We start from the raw sequence: 19567 nt of genomic DNA, 5'->3' as shown, positions 1-19567 counted from the left end.
GGTCAGGACCGAGGGGGCTCCTCTGGCACTTCATTGGGGCCGAAGACGTCGTTGGGCGATGGCATCTTGCGCAGCTCTCCGCGAGCCACCTTCCATGCCTGCTGAACGATCCACGAGAGCGAGCGGTCCTGCCGCGTCGCCTCACGCTGGATTTCGTCCAGCATGTCCTCGGGGAAATAGAGACTCTGCTTACGATGATCGGTGGCGGCCATGAAGCTCAGGACCTCCCTTCTTCACGAGGGTCCTGTCGCTCGTCACCCGTCACGTCGTTCACCGCAGGGAACGACTTGATTCGGTCTCGAGCGATCTTCCAGGCCTGCTGCACCACCCACGAGAGCGAGCGATCCTGGCGATTGGCTTCCTCCTGGATCTCCTTGAGCATCTCCTCGGGGAAGTAGAGGGACTGCTTACGCTTGTCGGTGCCTGCCATCCTGGCTCTCCGCAACGGATACGAGGTGACGACCTGAACACACCGGAGTCGTTATCCGACAGACGCCCTGAAGGGTCAACGGTTTCGGAGTGCTCTCGTACCGTATGCAGCCATACAGGCGTCGTCAGGGGAAAAAACCCGCAAAAGGGAACGCCCCGGATCCTTCCAGTCAAGGAAGAATCCGGGGCGCTCCGGAAAGAAGGACCGCCAGGACTGATCCCGGCGGCCCCGTGGGCCCAGAGGGGGAGGGGGGGGACCCCTAGGCCCAACTCCGTCAAAAATCTACGTTCAGAACAGTTTGCGTCGCGCGACCCATTCCCCCCTGCCAACTTTCCCCGACCCACCCGACCAACCCGTCCATCGCGACCTTCGTGACGATCATAAGAATCGTCTTCAGCCCCTTCAACCCGCAGCATCCGGTGTAACCGGACTCGCTCGATTCTGATTCCTTCCCCTGTTCAATGCCCTCCACTGGTGACGCCAGCGTCCTGTTTTCGACGACTTTGACGGAGTCCTACCGGCAATTCGGGCTGGTGGGCGGCTCCGTCCTGCTGGCTGTCTCAGGGGGCGCGGACTCGACGGCGCTGCTCGTGGGCACAGCCCAGGTGTGCGAGTCCCTCGCTCTCCGAGTGGAAGTGGCGACGCTCGACCATGGCCTGAGGCCCGAAGCCCGGGAGGAGGTAGAGGCGGTTGCCCGGCTGGCTGCTCATTGGGAGCTGCCCTGCCATGTCCTCGCGTTGCATCTGTCACCGGGTTCCGGTCTGGAGGCGCGGGCCCGCGAGGCGCGCTACTCGGCGCTGGAGTCGCTGCGGCGCGAGCGGGGCCTCCAGGCGGTGGCCACGGCGCACACGGCCTCGGACCAGGCGGAGACGCTCCTCATGCGGTTGGTGCGGGGCACGGCCCTGCGGGGCGCGGCGGGCATCCATCGGACTCGCCCCTTCCTCGTCCGCCCCCTCATCGAGCGCACGCGCGAGGAGGTGGAGGCCTTCCTGGCCGAGGAGGGCCTCTCCTTTGTGCAGGATCCAATGAACAGGGACCCGGCCTTTCTAAGGACCCGCATCCGCCACGAGGTGCTGCCGGTGCTCGCGCGCGCCGCTGGCTTCCCGGTGGTGCCTCGGCTGGCCGCCTTCGCTCGGTTGGCCGCCGAGGACGAGGCCCTGCTGAGCGGGCTGGCGGACGGAGCCTGGAACCGGCTCGTGCTTCCGGATGGAAGCCTGGACGCGGTGGGGGTGCGCGCGCTGGAGCCGCCCTTGCGCCGCCGGGTGCTCGCACGCCTGCTGGCCGAGTCCGGAGCGGAGGTGGATGAGGCCTCCCTGGCCCGGGCCCTGAAGTCCGTGGAGACGGGGCGCGCCGTGACCCTCCGGGGAGGGCAGGTGCGAGGGGGCCTTCAATTGAGGACCACAGGCGGGCGCGTGCGCTGCGTACGCTCCGAGTCCTCCAAAGAGCCTCCGCCGGAGGCACGTCCGGCCCTGGTGCTGGCAGGGGAGGGGGCCTCGGGAGTGCAGTCGGGCACGGGCTGGACCTTCATCGTGGCGCCGGAGCCTCCTCCTCCGGGCACGCTCGGCCTGTCCCTGTCCGAGGCGACGCAGTGGCCCCTGACGGTGCGGACGCGCAGGCCGGGAGACCGGGTGCGGGGGCCCGCTGGCTCGCGCAAGCTGCAGGACGTGCTGGTGGACCGGCGCGTTCCGGCCGAGCGAAGGGACTTGCTGCCGGTGGTGACGGACGCTGAGCGGACGGTGCTCTGGGTGCCGGGCGTTTGGAATTCCACGTCCGAGGCCGCTGTACGCCTCTTTCTGTGGGCCTCACCTCCGGGTGCGAGCACGCCCGGCGCCTCTCCGTTATAGAGTGGACCACTGCGGGGGAGGCGGGGGATGGAACCCCCAAAATAGTTGAGGCGTTTTTGCTGTTGCTGATACCGTCCGATAAACGGGCAACACGCCCGGTGTCGTGACAAACGGTCGAAACTGCTGGGCATTTTTCGGCCGTGCCCTCATACCGCCGAGCTCCGAAAGGGCAGCTGACACGTGCGTTCGACTTATAAGACCATCGGCCTTTGGGTCATCCTGATCGTCCTCTTCGTCGCCTTCTACAACTTCTTCTCCACCAGCAACGATCAGGTCCAGGAGCCCACCTTCACCGAGTTCCTGAACAAGGTGGAGACCAACAACGTCAAAGCCGTGTCGGTCAAGGGGAACACCTACCAGGGTGTCTTCACTGACACGAACCAGAAGTTCCGGACCACCGGCCCCGAGCCGGATGCCACGGTGCTCGCGCAGCTGCGCAAGAGCAACGTGGACGTGAAGTACGAGCGGGAGGAGCAGAACAGCCTCTGGCTCACCATCCTGGGCCAGTGGATGCCCGTGGTCTTCCTGTTCCTCTTCTTCATCTTCTTCATGCGCCAGCTCCAGGGTGGGAGCGGCAAGGCGATGACCTTCGGCAAGTCGAAGGCGCGGCTCCTCAACGAGAGCCACAACAAGATCACGTTCGCGGACGTGGCCGGCGCCGACGAGTGCAAGGAGGAGCTGGAGGAGATCGTCGCGTTCCTCAAGGACCCCAAGAAGTTCACCAAGCTGGGCGGCCGCATCCCCAAGGGCGTGCTCATGATGGGCCCTCCGGGTACCGGCAAGACGCTGCTGGCCCGCGCGGTGGCCGGTGAGGCCGGCGTTCCGTTCTTCTCCATCTCCGGCTCGGACTTCGTGGAGATGTTCGTGGGCGTGGGCGCCAGCCGCGTGCGCGACCTGTTCGAGCAGGGCAAGAAGAACGCTCCCTGCATCATCTTCATCGACGAGATCGACGCCGTGGGCCGTCACCGTGGCGCGGGCCTCGGCGGTGGTCACGACGAGCGCGAGCAGACGCTCAACCAGCTCCTGGTGGAGATGGACGGCTTCGAGTCCAACGAGGGCGTGATCCTCATCGCCGCCACCAACCGTCCGGACGTGTTGGACCCCGCGCTCCAGCGCCCGGGCCGCTTCGACCGGCGCATTGTGGTGCCCCGTCCCGACCTGAAGGGCCGCCTGGGCGTGCTCAAGGTGCACACCCGCCGCGTGCCGCTGGCTCCCGAGGTGGAGCTCGAGGTCATCGCCCGCGGTACCCCGGGCATGACGGGCGCGGACCTGGAGAACCTGGTCAACGAGTCGGCGCTGATGGCCGCCCGCCAGAACAAGGAGCGTGTGGACCTCAGCGACTTCGAGGCCGCCAAGGACAAGGTCTTCATGGGCCCCGAGCGCAAGTCCATGATCATGACCGAGAAGGAGAAGAAGAACACGGCCGTCCACGAGGCGGGCCATGCTCTGATCGCCAAGCTGCTGCCCGGCTGCGATCCCCTCCACAAGGTCACCATCATCCCGCGCGGCCAGGCCCTGGGTCTCACCTGGAGCCTGCCCCTCGAGGACAAGGTCAACGGGTACAAGAAGCAGATCCTCGATCAGATCACCATGGCCATGGGTGGCCGCATCGCCGAGGAGCTGATCTTCGACGAGATGAGCTCCGGAGCCTCCAACGACATCGAGCGTGCCACCGAGACGGCGCGCGCCATGGTGTGCCGCTGGGGCATGAGCGAGAAGATGGGCCCCCTGTCCTTCGGCAAGAGCGACGGTGAGGTGTTCCTGGGCCGCGACTTCAACTCGGCCAAGGACTACTCCGAGGACACCGCGCGGCAGATCGACGCCGAGGTGCGCAGCATCGTCATGAGCTGCTACGAGAACGGCAAGCGGGTGCTCACCGAGCACCTCGAGGGCCTCAATCGCGTGGCCGATGCGCTGGTGGAGTACGAGACGCTGGATGCCGAGGACGTCAACATCCTCCTCCAGGGCGGGCAGCTGACCCGCGAGCGTCCGCCTCCCCGCGTCGTGGCGCCGCCGTCGAAGTCCACCGAGAAGAAGGACAAGCGGAAGATCCTCGATGCGCTCGAGGGGCTCCCCAACATGGAGCCGAACAAGGCGTAGCCTGAGCTTCGCTTCCGTGTAGAACCCGGGCCCTCTCCACTTTTGTGGGGAGGGCCCTTCTGCTTTCCGAAGTTCCCGGAGCCCCTCCGACATGATTCGCGCCCGCCCCATCCGTGTCGATCGCCCCGCCGACCTCGAGCCGGCCTTCCTGCGCATGGGGTTGCCCACCCCCGCCCGTGAGTACCTGCTGGAGAAGGTGCCCGCGCTGCACGTGCTGCTCACCGGCCTGGAGCGCGAGCAGGGCCGCTTCCTCGCTGGCCTCTTCCAGGCCTCCGAGACCCCCGGGCGCGAGGAGTACCCCTCCTGGGTGGCGGGAGATCTGCGCTCGCGGCCCGGCACGGGGTTGCTCTTCGGACGCAAGGAGCAGTTCGAGCGCGTGGTGGTCGAGGCGAAGGCGCGGCCGGAGCTGGCTGGATTGGCCGGGGCGTTGGCGCGCGTGCTGGAGGCCTCGGCGCCGCCGGCCCCGCTGGTGCTGGGTTCACGGACCTTCACCTTCGGGACGCGCACCCATGTCATGGGCGTGGTGAACGTGACGCCGGACAGCTTCTCGGACGGGGGACGCTACTTCGGCACCGAGGCCGCCGTGGCTCATGGGCTGCGGCTGGCCGAGGCGGGGGCGGACGTGCTCGACGTGGGCGGGGAGTCCACCCGGCCGGGCTCGCCGCCTGTGTCCGCCGAAGAGGAAGCGGCGCGCATCGTCCCCGTCCTCGAAGGGCTGCGGGCTCGCACGGACGTGCCCCTCTCCGTGGACACCACCAAGGCGGCCGTGGCCCGCGAGGCGCTGAAGGCCGGCGCGGTGCTCGTCAACGACATCAGCGGCTTCCACTTCGACTCCGAGCTGCCTCGTGTCACGGCCGAGGCGGGGGCGGCCTGTTGCCTGATGCATATCCAGGGCACCCCGCAGACGATGCAGAAGGACCCGCACTACGAGGACGTGGTGGACGAGGTGCTGACCTTCCTGGAGGAGGGCGTGGAGCGGGCGGTGGCGGCGGGCGTGCCGCGCGAGCGTGTGCTGGTGGACCCGGGCATCGGCTTCGGCAAGACACTCGGGCACAACCTCTTCCTGCTGCGGCGGCTGGACGAGCTGCGCATGCTGGGGCTGCCGCTGCTGGTGGGCACCAGCCGCAAGTCCTTCCTCGGGAAGCTCGTGGGGGGCAAGCCGGCGAACGAGCGGCTGGCCGCGACCCTGGGTTCAGTGGCGACCATGGCCGCCGCTGGGAACGCGGACTTCGTGCGCGTGCACGACGTGACCGAGGTGAAGGACGCACTCACAGTGGCGGACGCCGTGCGCTCGGCCCTGGACGGCGGCGCGCTCTACCAGCCGGGAAAAGTGCGCGGTTGAGGGAGATTCTCCTTCAGGGAGGATGTATGAAGCGGCCCGACCCACCACGGGGTGGGGCAGCCTGACCGGCCGCAAGCTTGTCCAGGGGGCATCTACTCCCTAGCTTCGGGCGCTGTGGAGGGCAGGGTATAAGCCCTCGGCGTCGGCGGTCTGGCGTCATGGCCAGGCTCATGGAAAAGGTGGAGCGGCACACTATGGCTTACAGGATGAACATGCCCCCGAAGGAAGGGCGGGCCTCGCAGCGGCTTTTCGGCACGGACGGTGTCCGCGGCGTCGCCAACGTCTACCCGATGACCGCGGAAGTCGCGATGCAGCTGGGCCGTGCGCTCGCGCATCTCATCCGCAACGGGCCTCACCGGCACCGCGTCATCATCGGCAAGGACACGCGCTTGTCCGGCTACATGCTGGAGCAGGCGCTCGCCGCCGGCCTCACCTCCATGGGCGTGGACGTGGACCTGGTGGGTCCGCTGCCCACCCCGGGCATCGCCAACCTCACCACCTCCATGCGGGCGGACGCGGGCGCCGTCATCTCCGCCTCCCACAACCCGTACCAGGACAACGGCATCAAGTTCTTCTGGCGCGACGGCTTCAAGCTGCCGGACGAGACGGAGGCGAAGATCGAGGAGCTGGTGGCCAGTGGTGCCATCGACTCCATCCGCCCCACCGCGACGAAGATCGGCCGGGCCTTCCGCCTGGAGGACGCGCGCGGCCGCTACATCGTGTTCCTCAAGACGTGCTTCCCTCGCGAGCTGACGCTGGAGGGGATGACCATCGTCGTCGACTGCGCCAACGGCGCCGCCTACAAGACGGCCCCCTCGGTGCTCGAGGAGCTGGGCGCCAAGGTGATTGCCCTGGGCGTGCAGCCGGACGGCAAGAACATCAACCACAAGTGCGGCGCGCTCCACCCGGAGAACCTGTCTCGCGCGGTGGTGAAGCATGGGGCGCACCTGGGCATCGCGCTCGACGGTGACGCGGACCGCCTCATCGTCGTGGACGAGAAGGGCAACGTGGTGGATGGCGATGCCATCATGGCCATCTGCACCGGCGAGCTCGTCACCCGCAAGGAGCTCAAGAAGAAGACGCTCGTCTCCACGGTGATGAGCAACATCGGCCTGGAGCGGGCGGTGTCGCGCTGGGGCGTGAAGGTCGTCCGCACCAAGGTGGGTGACCGCTACGTCGTCGAGGAGATGCGCAAGAACGGCTACAACATCGGTGGCGAGCAGAGCGGTCACCTCATCTTCTCGGATCACACCACCACGGGCGACGGCACCCTGGCCGCGCTCCAGCTCCTGGCCGTCATGTGCCGCCAGCAGAAGCCGGTGAGCGAGCTGGCCTCCATCTTCGAGCCGGTGCCGCAGACGCTCGTCAACGTGGTGGTCAAGCAGAAGCGCGAGCTGGGCGAGCTGCCCACGGTGATGAAGGCCATCCAGGACGTGGAGAAGAAGCTGGGCAAGGACGGCCGGGTGCTGGTGCGCTTCTCCGGCACCGAGCCCAAGGCCCGCGTCCTCATCGAGGGCATCGACGCCGCGCGCAACGAGCAGTACGCCCGGGAGATCGCCGAGGCGCTCTCCAAGGCTCTGAACGGTTGACTTCCGGTCTCGGGCCGCCAATAGAAGGGCGCGCACGGGCCGGGACGGACCAGGTTCCGGTCTGATGCGCGCGCGAGGAGAGCGGCCGAGATGGGACAGCGATTGGGTGTGAATGTGGACCACGTGGCCACGCTGCGTCAGGCGCGGCGGACCACGTATCCGGATCCGGTGACGGCGGCAGCCATGGCCGAGCTGGCCGGGGCCGGGCAGATCACCATCCACCTGCGTGAGGACCGGCGCCACATCCAGGAGCGCGATCTGCGCATCCTCCGGGAGACGGTCCAGACGCTGCTCAACCTGGAGATGGCGGCCACCCAGGAGATGGTGAAGATCGCCTACGAGCACAAGCCGGACGTGGTGACGCTGGTGCCCGAGCGGCGCGAGGAGCTCACCACCGAGGGCGGGCTCGACGTGGCCGGGCAGCGCGAGCACATCGCCAAAATCATCAAGAACCTCAAGGACGGGGAGATCACCGTCTCGCTGTTCATCGATCCGGACCTGGACCAGGTGCGCGCGTCGCACAAGGTGAACGCGGACCGGATTGAGCTGCACACCGGGCGCTACTGCGAGGCTCGCAACGAGCGCGAGCGGTCCCGGGAGCTGAGCCGCATCGTCGACGCGGCGAAGGCGGCGGCACGGTTGGGCATGAGCGTGGCCGCGGGCCACGGGCTCAACTACGACAACGTGCTGCCCATCGCTCGCATCCAGGAGATCGACGAGCTGAACATCGGGCACTCCATCGTCGCCAGGGCGGTGCTGGTGGGCTTCGAGCGGGCGGTGCGGGAGATGGTCGAGCTGATGCGCAACCCGGGGTAGAGCGCCATGGCACTGCTCGGCCTGGGGATGGACATCTGCTCGGTGGAGCGCATCCAGCGCATCCTGGACGGACCGCGCGCCGATCGCTTCCTGGCTCGTGTGTACACGGAGGCCGAGCGCGCCTTGTGCAGCGGACGGGCGGACGCCGCGAGTGCCTACGCGGCCCGCTTCGCCGCCAAGGAGGCCCTGGTGAAGGCGCTGGGCGCCCCGCCGGGCATCACCTGGCAGGACATGGAGGTGGTGCGTGAGGGCGGTCCGCCTCGTTTCCGCCTCTCGGGGGTGGCGCTCGCGGAGATGGAGAAGCGGCGCGCGGAGGCCTTCCTCGCGCTCACCCATGACGCTGGAGTCGCCGCCGCGACGGTGATTCTCCAGGAGAGGAGCTGAGCCATGCGTCGTGTCCTCACCGCCGCCCGGATGCGCGCGGCCGACCAGGCTGCCGAGTCCCGTTTCGGCATGCCCTCGCCCCTGCTGATGGAGAACGCTGGCCGGTGGCTGGCGGACGCGGCGCGCGAGCTCGGCACCACGGGCTCGCGGTACGTGGTGGTGTGCGGACCCGGCAACAACGGTGGGGATGGGCTGGTGGCGGCTCGCTTCCTCCACATCTCCGGGCTGCGCGTGACGCTGGTGCTGGTGGGAGACAGGGCAAAGCTGACGCCCGAGTCCCAGCGCAACCTGCACGCACTGGAGCCTTACGGCCTTCATCTCCCCCAGCCGCTCGGCGAGGTGGAGGCGAGGGCCGGGGACGTGGTGGTGGACGCGCTCTTCGGCACGGGGCTCACCCGGGCTCCGGCGGGAGAGTTCGCCGAGGCCATCCAGCACATGCTCTGCTGGCGCGCGGCCGGGGCGAAGGTCGTGGCCGCGGACCTCCCCTCGGGGCTGCACACGGACACCGGTGAGCCCTTCACCCCCTGCGTGGAGGCTGACCTCACCGTCACCTTCGGTTTTCACAAGCAGGGGCAGGTGCTGGAGCCCGGTGCCACCCTGTGCGGCGAGCTGCGGTGCGTGGACATCGGTATTCCTCCCGAGGCCGTTACTCCCCAGGAGGGCCGGGAGCTGTACTTCGTTGAGGAGTCTGACGCGCGAGGGGCCATCGCTCCGCGCCGCTCGGACACGCACAAGGGGAGCTACGGGCACGTGTTGGTGGTGGCCGGCAGCCATGGCAAGTCCGGCGCGGCGGCCATGTCCGCTCTGGGCGCGCTGCGCGGTGGGGCGGGGCTCGTCACCGTGGCCACCCGCTCGGAGGTGGTGGAGTCGGTGCTCGGCCACGCTCCCGAGGTGATGGGCTGGCCGCTGGAGAGACAGGGGCCGCTTGGCCTGGCGGACCTGGAGCCGCTGCTGGAGGCGGCGGAGAAGAAGGATGTGCTCGTCATCGGCCCGGGCATTCCCCGCGGCGACGAGACGGTGAAGCTGCTGGGCGAGCTGCTCTCGCGCGTGGAGGTCCCCACGGTGCTGGACGCGGATGCGCTCAATGCCGTTGCCACTGACCTGGAGGTGCTCCGCCGGGCGAAGGGGCCGCTGGTGCTCACCCCGCACCCGGGTGAGATGTCGCGCCTCACGGGCGTGCCCACGAAGGACCTGCAGAAGGCCCGTGTGGAGGTAGCTCGGGACTTCGCGTGCACTCACGAGGTGACGCTGGTCCTCAAGGGCGCGCGGACCCTCATCGCGCACCATGATGGCACCGTGTTCATCAACCCCACGGGCAACCCGGGCATGGCCACCGGGGGCATGGGCGATGTGCTGAGCGGCGTGCTGGGCGCGTTGCTGGGGCAGGGCCTGAAGCTCCCCGAGGCCGCCTGGACGGCTGTGTACGCCCATGGGCTGGCGGCGGACCTGATGGTGGCCCGGCGCGGCCGGTTGGGGCTGATCGCCACGGATGTGGCCAAGGGGATGTGCAACGTGTGGACGAGGTGGAACCGATGAGCACGCCCACGCTGAGCCGGACGCTGCTCTCGGGCTCGCCCGAGGAGACCCATCGGTTGGGCCTGCGGCTCGGGCAGCTGCTCCAGCCGGGGGACTTCGTGGGGCTGGTGGGAGACCTGGGCGCGGGCAAGACGCACCTGGTGCGCGGCGTGGCCGAGGGCGCGGGTGTGTCTCGCTCGGAGGTGGCCAGCCCCACCTTCGCCATCGTGTACCCGTACCGGGGCCGGCTGCCGCTGTACCACGCCGACCTCTACCGGCTGGCCGACTACGACGAGCTGTACGCCACGGGCTTCCTGGACCTGGTGGGAGGGGACGGCGCGGTGCTGGTCGAGTGGCTGGACCGGATTCCCGAGGCTGCGCCTCGCGAGTTCCTGCGCATCACCCTCCGGGATGCGGGCGAGGAGTCGCGCGAGCTGGTGGCTGAGGCTTGGGGCGCACGGCCCGCGGAGCTGCTCGAGGCGTGGTTGCCGGCGAATCGCTGAGCGAATCGCTAAGTGTCGAACATCGTAAGGCCCCCTCTACCTCTGGGCGAGGGTTGGGGTGAGGGTCGTCCCCCTGCTCGCTGCCCAGTGAGGTGGGGTCCGGGTCTATTCTCGCCCCATGAACCTCTCTCTCTCCGCGAAGTGGTTCCTGCTCGTTTCCTTGGTCAGCGTGGTGCTGGCGGGGTGTGGTGCCATTGAGCCGCCCCCGCAGCAGTATCCCCACGCCACCGTCTCCTTCGACGTGAAGGTCCCCACGGACACTCCGGCCAACGTGGTCGTCACCGTGGTGGGCTCGGATCCATCGCTCGGAAGCGACACGGCTCCGGGCTTCCGTCTGCGCCGCGCGCGTGAGGGGCAGTACACGGGCTCGGTGCGCCTCCCGGTGGGTGCGGAGGTCTCATTCGATCTCTGGGTGGAGGACGCCTGGCGCTCCGAGATCTCCGCGGAGGGCACGGCGGTGCCTCGTCACTCCTTCCGGGTGGACGGCGACATGACGGTGGAGGTCACCGTGGCCCGCTGGGGCGAGCCGAGCCAGGGGCCTCGGTGAAGTTCCTCGTCCCGATGCGTTGAGGCGCCCAGCGGCACCCGCTCATCGCTCAGATGGGCGGGCCGCCGCTCAGTAGACGGAGAGCCCCACCGACCACGAGCTGATCATGTCGCGGGTATTCGGGGTGGCGGTGGGCAGCCAGTCCTGGTTCCAGCGGAAGGTGAGCCCCAGGCGCGTGGCAATCTCGATCTCCGCGATCGCGCCGAAGGAGACATAGGGTCGCGCGCCACTTGTGGTCGGCAGGGCTCCTCCCTCCGAGGCGGACCACGACTGCCCACCGCCAACGAAGGGACCCAGGTGCAGGCGCCAGATGGCGAGGGGGAACCATTGGGCCTCCAGGCCGAGGCGCACGTTGTAGAAGCTGCCGCCGTTGAAATCGCCCGTCTGCAGGCGCGTGTCGGTGAGAAGGCCGAACTGCTTCACGGGGTAGTAGCCGAGCGCGAAGCGGAAACCGAGGCTCCGCGGATTCTCCCCGCCGGGCAGCGCGAGCCGGTCCTCGCCAGCGCCGAACTGATACGAGAAACCCGCGCGATTGAGCGGCGCGGCCCCGCGCAGCCACATCCCAGCGCCTTCACGGCCCGACAGCGTGGCCCTCTCCACATCTCCCAACTGGTCGGGAGTGAGCTGGTCGAGTCCGACGGTGCTCTGGCGACCGTTGCGATGCCAGAGGTGGACCGGGTGCTGCGGATGCACGGCGACCGCGCCCTCGTAGCGAGCGCCCTCGGTGGCGGCGAGCGCGATGCCGACCACGACACCGATGACGATGACCACCACGATGGCCTCGCCCACGTTGCCCACGTTGCCGACGGAGCCAGAGGACGAGCTGCTCCCGGCCGACCCTACGCCGGACACGTTTCCGGAGACGGGCGACGCATCGTGGACAGAAGGCCGCGTATAGACGGGCGGATCGTAATAGGGCGCACCGAAGTCGATGTAGAAGTCGGGGACCCAGTAGCCGTGCAGGCCCATCGAGTAGCCCGGCGGTGGTGCCCCCTCCTGGGGGGGATACCAGGGCCCGGTCGCCTCCGGCTCCGAGTCCGTCGTGAACTGCTGCACGGCGTAGATGTTCTGGCCGCGCGTCTGCGGAGGCTGCTGCGCGAGCCGCTCCAACTCTCCGCGCGAAACGTCATAGTGGTGACCGAGGCACCCGCTCGTCAGCACCGCGATGAGGGTGGTGAGTGCCTGCAGCCGGAGATGGGCCGGAATCGGGGGACGTCTCGTGCTCATGCGCCGCTCCTGCGGGTGCTTCGGGTCGTGCTGGGCCGAGCATAGGACGGATGTCGCCCGGAGGGGACGAGGCGCGGGGCTCGGGTTGGTAACGACCGATCAGGGTGGGTCATGTGTCGGACCCGGAAAGTACACCTGATGAAAGACGGTGAGCGCACGGGCCTGGAGCCTTCGTGCGGGCACCCTCGTTTCGTCCAGGCGACGGAGACAACGGGAGCAGGACATGAGCACGTGGAAGACAGTGGTTTGTTCGGGGCTGGCGGTGATGGGGACTGCCGGCCTCACGGGTTGTGGCGCCACCGGGGAGTTGGAGGAGAGCGGCACCGGACAGGCCCAGAGCCAATTGGCCGGGTCCTGCCCCGAGGGGGCCTTCGGGGCGGCGGGCTCGGCGAACCTGACGAGCGGAGTGCCCTTCGCTTCCACCTCCGTGGACTTCGACGGGGACGGGAAGACGGACCTGGTCGTGGCCAGCGTCAACGAGAACAAGCTGCACCTGCTGCGCGGCGACGGCAGCGGCTCCTTCACGCCGTCTGGCAGCCTCCCGGTGGTTCGCAATCCGAGGGCCGTCGTGGCGCGAGACCTCAACGGGGATGGCCTGCCGGACCTGGCGGTGGCTGGTTCCAGCGACCATGCCGTGGGCATTTTGCTCAACCAGGGCAATGGCTCCTTTGGCACTCAGGTCACCTACGCGGTGGGTACCAACCCCTCGGGCCTCGTGGTGGTGGACCTCGACGGGGATGGCAAGCAGGACCTGGCGGTGAGCAACTACGGCGCCGGCACCGTGAGCGTCCTGCGCGGCAACGGCAACGGCACGTTCGGCACTCAGACGACCTACGCCACCTCGCTCAATCCCCGGGGCCTCACCTCGGGCGACTTCAACCAGGACGGCCGGGCGGACCTCGCCGTGACCAACCAGGGGGCCGGCTCGGTGGGGGTGCTGCTCAACCTGGGCAACGGGACGTTCGCGGCCCAGAGCGCCTTCGCAGTGGGCTCGCAACCCTATTCCCTCACCGTCCTGAACGCCGATGGAGACGGCATCCTGGACCTGGCCGTGGCCAACTATGGCTCCGCCTCGGTGAGCGTATTGCGCGGATTGGGAGGCGGCACCTTTTCCCCGCTGGCCACCCTCCCGGTGGGCACCAACCCCATGTCGATCGCCGCCGTCGATCTCGACCTCGACTCCCGGGCGGATCTCGCCGTTGCCAACTACCGGAGCAACACCCTGGGCCTGCTGAGGAACCAGGGCAACGGCTCCTTCGCCGCGCAGGTGACCGTGCCCGTCAGCTTCCCCACCTCGGTGACGGCGGCGGACTTCGACTCGAACCAGGGCCCGGACGTGGCCATCACCACCGCGGGCCTCGGTGGCTCGCGGGTGTTCCTCAACCGGGGAGATGGGACGTTCTCCCGGGCGACTCCGTACGCCGCGGGCACCGGCGCGCTCTCTCTCTCCACGGGGGACGTGACCGGGGATGGGCGGCTGGATGTGGCAGTGGCCAACTCCACCGCGGGCACCGTCAGCGTGATGCCCAACCAGGGCAACGGCACCCTTGGCACGCGGGTGGATTACGCGACCGGTTCGCTCCCCGTCTCGGTGGAGGGAGGGGACCTCGACGCGGATGGAGACCTGGACCTGGTCGTGGCCAACCTCGGCGACGCGGCCAGCGGCGTCATCAGCACCGTGACGGCTCTCGTGAACCAGGGGACCGGCACGTTCACCCTCCAGACCGTGCATACCGCCACCAGCATCACCCAGGTGCTCCCCGTGGATCTCGATGGAGACGGAGACCTGGAGCTGGTCGCGCCCGACATCAACACCGGCTCGATCGCCATCCTGTTCAATGATGGGACGGGCTCCTTCCCAGCCGTGGAGACGTACCCTGTCGGCGGCCAGCCCGCCTTGGTGGCCCGGGGTGACTTCGATCGAGATGGAGACCTGGATCTGGCCGTGAGCGATCTCGGGAGCACGCCCCAGAGCGGCGGCGTCTTCCTCATGCGCAACGATGGGTGGGCGGGCTTCTCGCCTCAGCCCCTGCTCCCCACCGGCGCGAGCACCCGCGCCATCACCGCTGGAGACTTCAATGGAGATGGCTGGCTCGACGTGGCGGTGAGCAACGAGGCCCCGAGCTCGCTAGGCATCCTCCTCAACGACGGGCTGGGTGGGTTCCTGCCCCATGCGACCTACCCCAAGGTTGGTTGGATCTACTGGATCTACAGCCTGAGCACGGGTGACTTCGACGGCGATGGCGTGTTGGACCTGGCCGTGCCCGACGGCGGCTCGTCCGCCGTGGGCATCTACGCTGGCCGTGGCGATGGCACCTTCGAGCAGCCGCGGCTGTACGCGTCCGGGCTGGACACCATGGGAGTGGCAGTGGGCGACCTGAACGCCGATGGCCGGCTCGACGTGGCGACGGCCCACTTCAGCAGCGCCAGCGTGGGCGTGTTGCTCAACACGTGCCAGCCCTAGGGAAACTGGCTATCCGGCGGAGGACGGGAGCGGTTCGAGCTCCTGTCCCTGAGAGCGCTTGAGGCCATAGAACGCCGCGAGCGCCACGCCACAGGAATAGGCCTCCGCCAGCCGGATTCCCGCGTCAATGAGGATGCTCGAGACGGCCCCGCTGATGGGGAGCAGCTCGTCAATCAGGCTTCCAACGAAGCCGATCGGAAAGACGGCCAGGAAGACGATGGCGTAGCAGACCACGAACAGGCCGAAGACCTCCCAGCGCCGTCCCTCGGTGAGCTGCGTGGAGTTGTCGAGCGCATCCAAGTTGGGCTCCCGGAAGGCCGCCTCCGTCGCCACGGCGAGACTGACGGCCTTCATGATGCCGGGAATCACGAGCAGCAGGGTGAAGAGGAGGATCAGCAACCCGCTGCGGAAGCGCGCGCCGAAGAGCCTGGGCCAGGCGCCCAGGCCCTCCTTGAGTGCCGAGCCCAGGGTGCGCGGGGCGCCCTCGGCCACTCCCACCATCAGCGCCAGGTAGGCGCCCACCGAGACCAGCCCGACGGTCGCATCGAAGATGCGGTCGGCGCTGTTGGATTTGCCGCCGTTCGCCTCGATCGCATAGGTGATCAGCCCTCCGAAGATGCCGAAGAGCACGGAGATGGGGAGGATCTGGGGGAGGGTGCGCGCGAAGAGCTTCCAGCCGGTGCTCAGGGCCCCACCGATGGAGAAGGGCAGGGCGAGCAGGCCCAGCGGATCTCGGGCCCGGACATCACACGGCTCACAGCGCGGCGGCGTCCGCGAGGCGAGGCACGCCTCACAGAGGAAGCGGCCGCAACGCTCGCACGGGGCGACGGAGGCGCGTTCCGGGTGCTCGGGACAGACGGCAGTCTGCTGGAGAGTGTCGTTCGGGGCCGGGGTCGGTTGCATGCAGACCCCGGTTCTATCGCATCTGGACGTGACCTGCCCCTGGCGGGGGCGGAGCCCTGACGCTCAGAGCTTTGGAGTGCTCAGATCCTGCACCTTCCAGCGGTGGAGGACGAGGCTGCTGTTCACGCCGACGATGTCCTCCTCGTCGATGATGTGCCAGTGGTCCTCGCCCGAGAGCTGCTCGCTGGCGAGCACGAACTGCTCCAACTGAGTCCCCGGCTTGGGCGGCCCCGAGTGCATGCGGTGCGGGCGCTTGCCCGTCTCGGGCGCCGTGTCCGACAGGAAGAGCGTCCGGTTGCGCCGCGTGGCCACCATCACATCCCCGTTCGTCACGAGGAAGTTCATCGACGAGCGCGTCTCTCCCGGCGTGTCCGTGATGGCCGACACCAGCCCCATCGTCTCCGCCAGCGCGCAGGCCACCTTCTCCACGCACGTCGCGCCCTCCAGCGACTGCCGCGCCGCGAGCCGGGTGAGGAAGAGATAGAAGCAGCGCTCCGAGTCCGTGGCGCCCTGGATGTGGGCCAGCAGGTCCGGGCGGATGAGCGATTCCACCTCCGCCTGGCGCTGCGCGAAGTTCCTCAGCGTGCCGTTGTGCACGAAGCACCAGCGGCCATGGAGGAAGGGGTGGGCGTTGCGCTTCTCCACCTTGCCCACCGAGGCCAGGCGCAGATGAGCGACGACCGTCCGGGAGGACACCCGGCTGCTCACTCGCTCGAAGTCGGGATCGCAGTACGCCGGTCCCAGCCCGTGTGCGACGAGCGGTTGCTCACCTGCTTCGTAGGAGGCGATACCCCAGCCGTCTTTATGCTCCCTCGACTGCTGGACAAGAGAGTTCTTCTCCGTCACGAGGGAAGGGTGGACGGCGGTGGGGACAGCGGAGCGGAAGCCAAAGAGACGGCACATGGTCTTCTTGTCTGATTATAACGGCCGGCCCTGACGGGAAGTCCCGCCATGCCACTCCTGTCCGCTCGACGTCACGGACAGAGGGCTCGCTCGTTTTCTATCACCACGTGGCCATCTTTAATGACAATCCGCGCGTGATTGATTCCCAGGTGATAGGGCAAGTGGCGATAGTTTGAGCACGAAAAAACGACAATGTTTGCCGGATCCCCCACGGTAATCCGGCCGTATGTGTTCAAACCAAGCGCGAGGGCTGCCCCTCGGGTAGCAGCCCAGTAGGCCTCGGCGGCCGTCAGTCCGTTCTCCAGGCAGGCGAGCCCCAGGGCAATGGGGAGGTTCTCGCTCATGGCGGAGCCGGGATTGAGGTTGGTACCGAGCGCCACGTTGACGCCGGCGTCGCGCAGCTTGCGCCCGGGAGCGTAGGGGCGCACGCGCAGGAAGAGGGTGGCGGTGGGGACGAGGACGGCACTGACGCCGGCCTCGGCCAGGGCGCGGATGCCCGCGTCGCTCACATGCTCCAGGTGGTCCGCGGTAGCAGCACCCAGCTCGGCCGCCAGCTCCGCGCCTCCTCCGGCGGTGAGCTGGTCCACGTGCAGCCGGGGCTTCAACCCCAGCTTCTTGGCGGCCCCTAGAATCCGGCGGGCCTCCGCGTGGGAGAAGGCGCCCTCCTCGACGAAAATATCGCAGAAGCGCGCCAGCCCCTGCTCGGCCACGGTGGGGATGATCTCCTTGATGCAGAGATCCATGTAGGCCTCGCGCCACTCCCGGTACTCCTCGGGGACGGCGTGTGCGCACATGAGGGTGGGGATCAGCTCCAGGGGCTGAAGGGTGGAGAGCCGCTGCACCACCTTGAGCATCTTCAGCTCGTCCTGGAGGGACAGGCCGTAGCCGCTCTTCACCTCGGCGGTGGTGATGCCGTACTCCAGCATGAGCTGGAGGCGGGGCAGGGCGAGTCGGATGAGGTCCTCCTCGTTGGCGAAGCGGGTGGCGCGCACGGTGTTGGCGATGCCACCGCCGGCCTGGGCGATCTGCAGATAGGTGGCACCCTGGCAGCGCAGGTCGAACTCCGCCGCACGCTCACCGGCGAAGACGGCGTGGGTGTGTGGATCCACGAAGCCGGGGCCCACGAACTGGCCGTGGGCGTCCAGCACCCGGGTGGAGGGGCCCACCGCCCCCTTGGGCAGGCTGCCCTCGGAGCCCACGTACCAGACCTTTCCCCGGCGTACGCCGACACAGGCGTTGGGTTGGGGTGTGAGGGCGCGCTCGGCGGGCTCCAGGTGGGAGCCCTCCACGGTGAGCACCTCGGACGTGTTGCGGATCAGCAGCTCCAGGGTTTCCATGCGTCACTCGGTGATGCCAGGGATGCGGACTCCGCGGTCGCGAGCGACCTCGATGGCCTCCGGGTAGCCGGCGTCGGCGTGGCGCAGCACGCCCATGGCCGGATCCGAGGTGAGCACGCGCTCGATGCGGCGGGCGGCCTCGGGGGTGCCGTCAGCGACGATGACCTGCCCGGCATGCAGCGAGTAGCCCATGCCCACGCCGCCACCGTGGTGGAAGGACACCCAGGAGGCGCCGTTCACCGCGTTGACGAGGGCGTTGAGGATGGGCCAGTCGGCCACGGCGTCGGTGCCGTCCTTCATGGACTCCGTCTCGCGGTTGGGCGAGGCCACCGAGCCGCAGTCCAGGTGATCGCGCCCGATGACGATGGGGGCCTTCACCTCGCCCTTGCGGACCATCTCGTTGAAGCGCAGGCCGGCCTTGGCGCGCTCGCCGTAGCCCAGCCAGCAGATGCGCGCGGGCAGGCCCTGGAAGGCGATGCGCTCGCGCGCCAGGGTGAGCCAGCGGCGCAGCGACTCCTTCTTGGGGAAGAGCTCCAGCACGGCCTCGTCGGTGCGGCGGATGTCCTCGGGGTCTCCCGAGAGCGCCACCCAGCGGAAGGGCCCGAGGCCCTCGCAGAACATGGGGCGGATGTAGGCCGGCACGAAGCCGGGGAAGTCGAAGGCGTTCTCCAGGCCGGCGAGCTGCGCCTGGGCGCGGATGTTGTTGCCGTAGTCGAAGACGTGGCTGCCGGCCTTCGCGAAGTCCAGCATGGCTTCCACCTGCGTCCGCATGGACTGGCGGGCCTTCTCCACGTAGGCCTTCGGGTCGCGCTTGCGCAGCTCGGCCGCCGACTCCAGGGTCATGTCCGCGGGGATGTAGCCGTTGAGCGGATCATGCGCGCTGGTCTGGTCCGTGACGAAGTCCGGCTTGATGCCGCGCCGGTACAGCTCGCGGAACACCTGGGCCGCGTTGCCGATGATGCCGATGGAGCGGCCCACGCGCCTGGCCTGGGCCTCCTTCGCGAGGGAGATGGCCTCGTCGAGGTCCTTGGCGATGACATCCAGGTAGCGGGTCTCCACGCGGCGCTGGGCGCGGGTGGGATCGATCTCCACGCCGAGGAAGACGGCGTTGTTCATGGTGGCGGCCAGGGGCTGAGCGCCGCCCATGCCGCCGAGACCGCCGGAGAGGACGAGCCGGCCGGAGAGGTCATCGGAGCCGAAGTGGACGCGGCCGGCCTGGGCAAAGGTCTCGTAGGTGCCCTGGAGGATGCCCTGGGTGCCGATGTAGATCCACGAGCCGGCGGTCATCTGGCCGTACATCATGAGACCCTTCTTCTCAAGCTCGAAGAAGTGGTCCCAGTTGGCCCAGTGGCCCACGAGGTTGGAGTTGGCGATGAGGACGCGGGGGGCGTCCGGGTGGGTGCGGAGGATGCCGACGGGCTTGCCGGACTGGACGAGCAGCGTCTCCTCATCGGTGAGGCGGCGCAGACCGTCGACGATCCGGTCGAACGAGGCCCAGTCGCGGGCGGCCTTGCCGATGCCGCCGTAGACGACCAGGTCCTCGGGGCGCTCGGCCACGTCGGGGTCCAGGTTGTTCATCAGCATGCGGAGGGCGGCTTCCTGGACCCATCCCTTGCAGGACAGGGCGGTTCCGCGGGGGGCACGAATGGTACGGGACATGTGT

The 19567-nt window shown here is 68.5% G+C and carries 17 protein-coding genes; 10 read left to right on the top strand and 7 right to left on the bottom strand.

The features are described 5' to 3' along the window. Nucleotides 1–2 precede the first annotated feature (2 nt). Nucleotides 3–212 carry a TIGR04563 family protein gene (locus OV287_RS32570; protein WP_267537939.1) on the bottom strand — a complete coding sequence of 70 codons (210 nt, stop codon included), beginning with the start codon at nucleotides 210–212 and terminating at the stop codon, nucleotides 3–5. 5 nt (nucleotides 213–217) lie between these two features. After that, nucleotides 218–430 carry a TIGR04563 family protein gene (locus OV287_RS32565; RefSeq protein WP_002628981.1) on the bottom strand — a complete coding sequence of 71 codons (213 nt, stop codon included), beginning with the start codon at nucleotides 428–430 and terminating at the stop codon, nucleotides 218–220. Nucleotides 431–891: 461 nt separating this feature from the next. Between OV287_RS32565 and tilS the strand changes: the two genes are divergently transcribed. The 9 genes from tilS (at nucleotide 892) to OV287_RS32520 (ending at nucleotide 11070) form a co-directional block, all read left to right on the top strand. Then, complete coding sequence (tilS, locus tag OV287_RS32560; protein WP_267537938.1) at nucleotides 892–2274, top strand: tRNA lysidine(34) synthetase TilS; 1383 nt, start codon at nucleotides 892–894, stop codon at nucleotides 2272–2274. A gap of 180 nt (nucleotides 2275–2454) precedes the next feature. Continuing rightward, nucleotides 2455–4374 (top strand): ATP-dependent zinc metalloprotease FtsH, encoded by a 1920-nt coding sequence (gene ftsH, locus OV287_RS32555; RefSeq protein WP_267537937.1) that lies wholly within the window; start codon nucleotides 2455–2457, stop codon nucleotides 4372–4374. Nucleotides 4375–4465: 91 nt separating this feature from the next. After that, nucleotides 4466–5716, top strand: coding sequence for a dihydropteroate synthase (gene folP / locus OV287_RS32550; protein WP_267537936.1), 1251 nt, complete (start codon nucleotides 4466–4468; stop codon nucleotides 5714–5716). Nucleotides 5717–5910: 194 nt separating this feature from the next. Then, the gene (gene glmM / locus OV287_RS32545) at nucleotides 5911–7305 is read left to right on the top strand and encodes a phosphoglucosamine mutase (RefSeq protein ID WP_267537935.1); all 1395 of its coding nucleotides are present in this window, start codon (nucleotides 5911–5913) and stop codon (nucleotides 7303–7305) included. A gap of 90 nt (nucleotides 7306–7395) precedes the next feature. Further along, on the top strand, nucleotides 7396–8121 hold the full coding sequence (locus OV287_RS32540) for a pyridoxine 5'-phosphate synthase (RefSeq protein WP_267537934.1): 726 nt from the start codon (nucleotides 7396–7398) through the stop codon (nucleotides 8119–8121). Between the two features lie 6 nt (nucleotides 8122–8127). Next, a complete protein-coding gene (acpS, locus tag OV287_RS32535) occupies nucleotides 8128–8505 on the top strand; it encodes a holo-ACP synthase (RefSeq protein WP_267537933.1) in 378 nt (125 codons plus the stop codon). Between the two features lie 3 nt (nucleotides 8506–8508). Next, entirely contained in the window at nucleotides 8509–10041 is a 1533-nt protein-coding gene (locus OV287_RS32530) for an NAD(P)H-hydrate dehydratase (protein WP_267537932.1), read from the top strand. Next, nucleotides 10038–10523, top strand: a complete 486-nt coding sequence (gene tsaE / locus OV287_RS32525) for a tRNA (adenosine(37)-N6)-threonylcarbamoyltransferase complex ATPase subunit type 1 TsaE (protein WP_267537931.1) — start codon at nucleotides 10038–10040, stop codon at nucleotides 10521–10523. Before OV287_RS32530 ends, tsaE begins: the two co-directional genes overlap by 4 nt. Before the next feature lie 118 nt (nucleotides 10524–10641). Further along, a complete protein-coding gene (locus OV287_RS32520) occupies nucleotides 10642–11070 on the top strand; it encodes a CBM20 domain-containing protein (RefSeq protein ID WP_267537930.1) in 429 nt (142 codons plus the stop codon). 69 nt (nucleotides 11071–11139) lie between these two features. Here the strand turns inward: OV287_RS32520 and OV287_RS32515 are convergent, their stop codons facing one another. Beyond that, nucleotides 11140–12297 carry a hypothetical protein gene (locus OV287_RS32515; RefSeq protein WP_267537929.1) on the bottom strand — a complete coding sequence of 386 codons (1158 nt, stop codon included), beginning with the start codon at nucleotides 12295–12297 and terminating at the stop codon, nucleotides 11140–11142. 223 nt (nucleotides 12298–12520) lie between these two features. Here OV287_RS32515 and OV287_RS32510 point away from each other — a divergent pair, with 223 nt between their 5' ends. Then, a complete protein-coding gene (locus tag OV287_RS32510; RefSeq protein ID WP_267537928.1) occupies nucleotides 12521–14761 on the top strand; it encodes an FG-GAP repeat domain-containing protein in 2241 nt (746 codons plus the stop codon). Nucleotides 14762–14770: 9 nt separating this feature from the next. Here the strand turns inward: OV287_RS32510 and OV287_RS32505 are convergent, their stop codons facing one another. The 4 genes from OV287_RS32505 to hutU all read right to left on the bottom strand — a co-directional run bounded on the left by OV287_RS32505 (nucleotide 14771) and on the right by hutU (nucleotide 19563). Further along, nucleotides 14771–15664, bottom strand: a complete 894-nt coding sequence (locus tag OV287_RS32505) for an RING finger protein (protein ID WP_267537927.1) — start codon at nucleotides 15662–15664, stop codon at nucleotides 14771–14773. A gap of 63 nt (nucleotides 15665–15727) precedes the next feature. After that, the gene (locus OV287_RS32500) at nucleotides 15728–16567 is read right to left on the bottom strand and encodes a class II glutamine amidotransferase (protein WP_267537926.1); all 840 of its coding nucleotides are present in this window, start codon (nucleotides 16565–16567) and stop codon (nucleotides 15728–15730) included. A gap of 71 nt (nucleotides 16568–16638) precedes the next feature. After that, nucleotides 16639–17904, bottom strand: a complete 1266-nt coding sequence (hutI, locus tag OV287_RS32495) for an imidazolonepropionase (RefSeq protein ID WP_267537925.1) — start codon at nucleotides 17902–17904, stop codon at nucleotides 16639–16641. Nucleotides 17905–17907: 3 nt separating this feature from the next. After that, nucleotides 17908–19563, bottom strand: a complete 1656-nt coding sequence (hutU, locus tag OV287_RS32490; RefSeq protein ID WP_308809757.1) for a urocanate hydratase — start codon at nucleotides 19561–19563, stop codon at nucleotides 17908–17910. Between the last annotated feature and the right edge of the window lie 4 nt (nucleotides 19564–19567).

Source organism: Archangium lansingense (assembly GCF_026626635.1).
Lineage (GTDB): Bacteria > Myxococcota > Myxococcia > Myxococcales > Myxococcaceae > Archangium > Archangium lansingense.
This window is presented reverse-complemented; position numbering and strand designations above follow the sequence as displayed.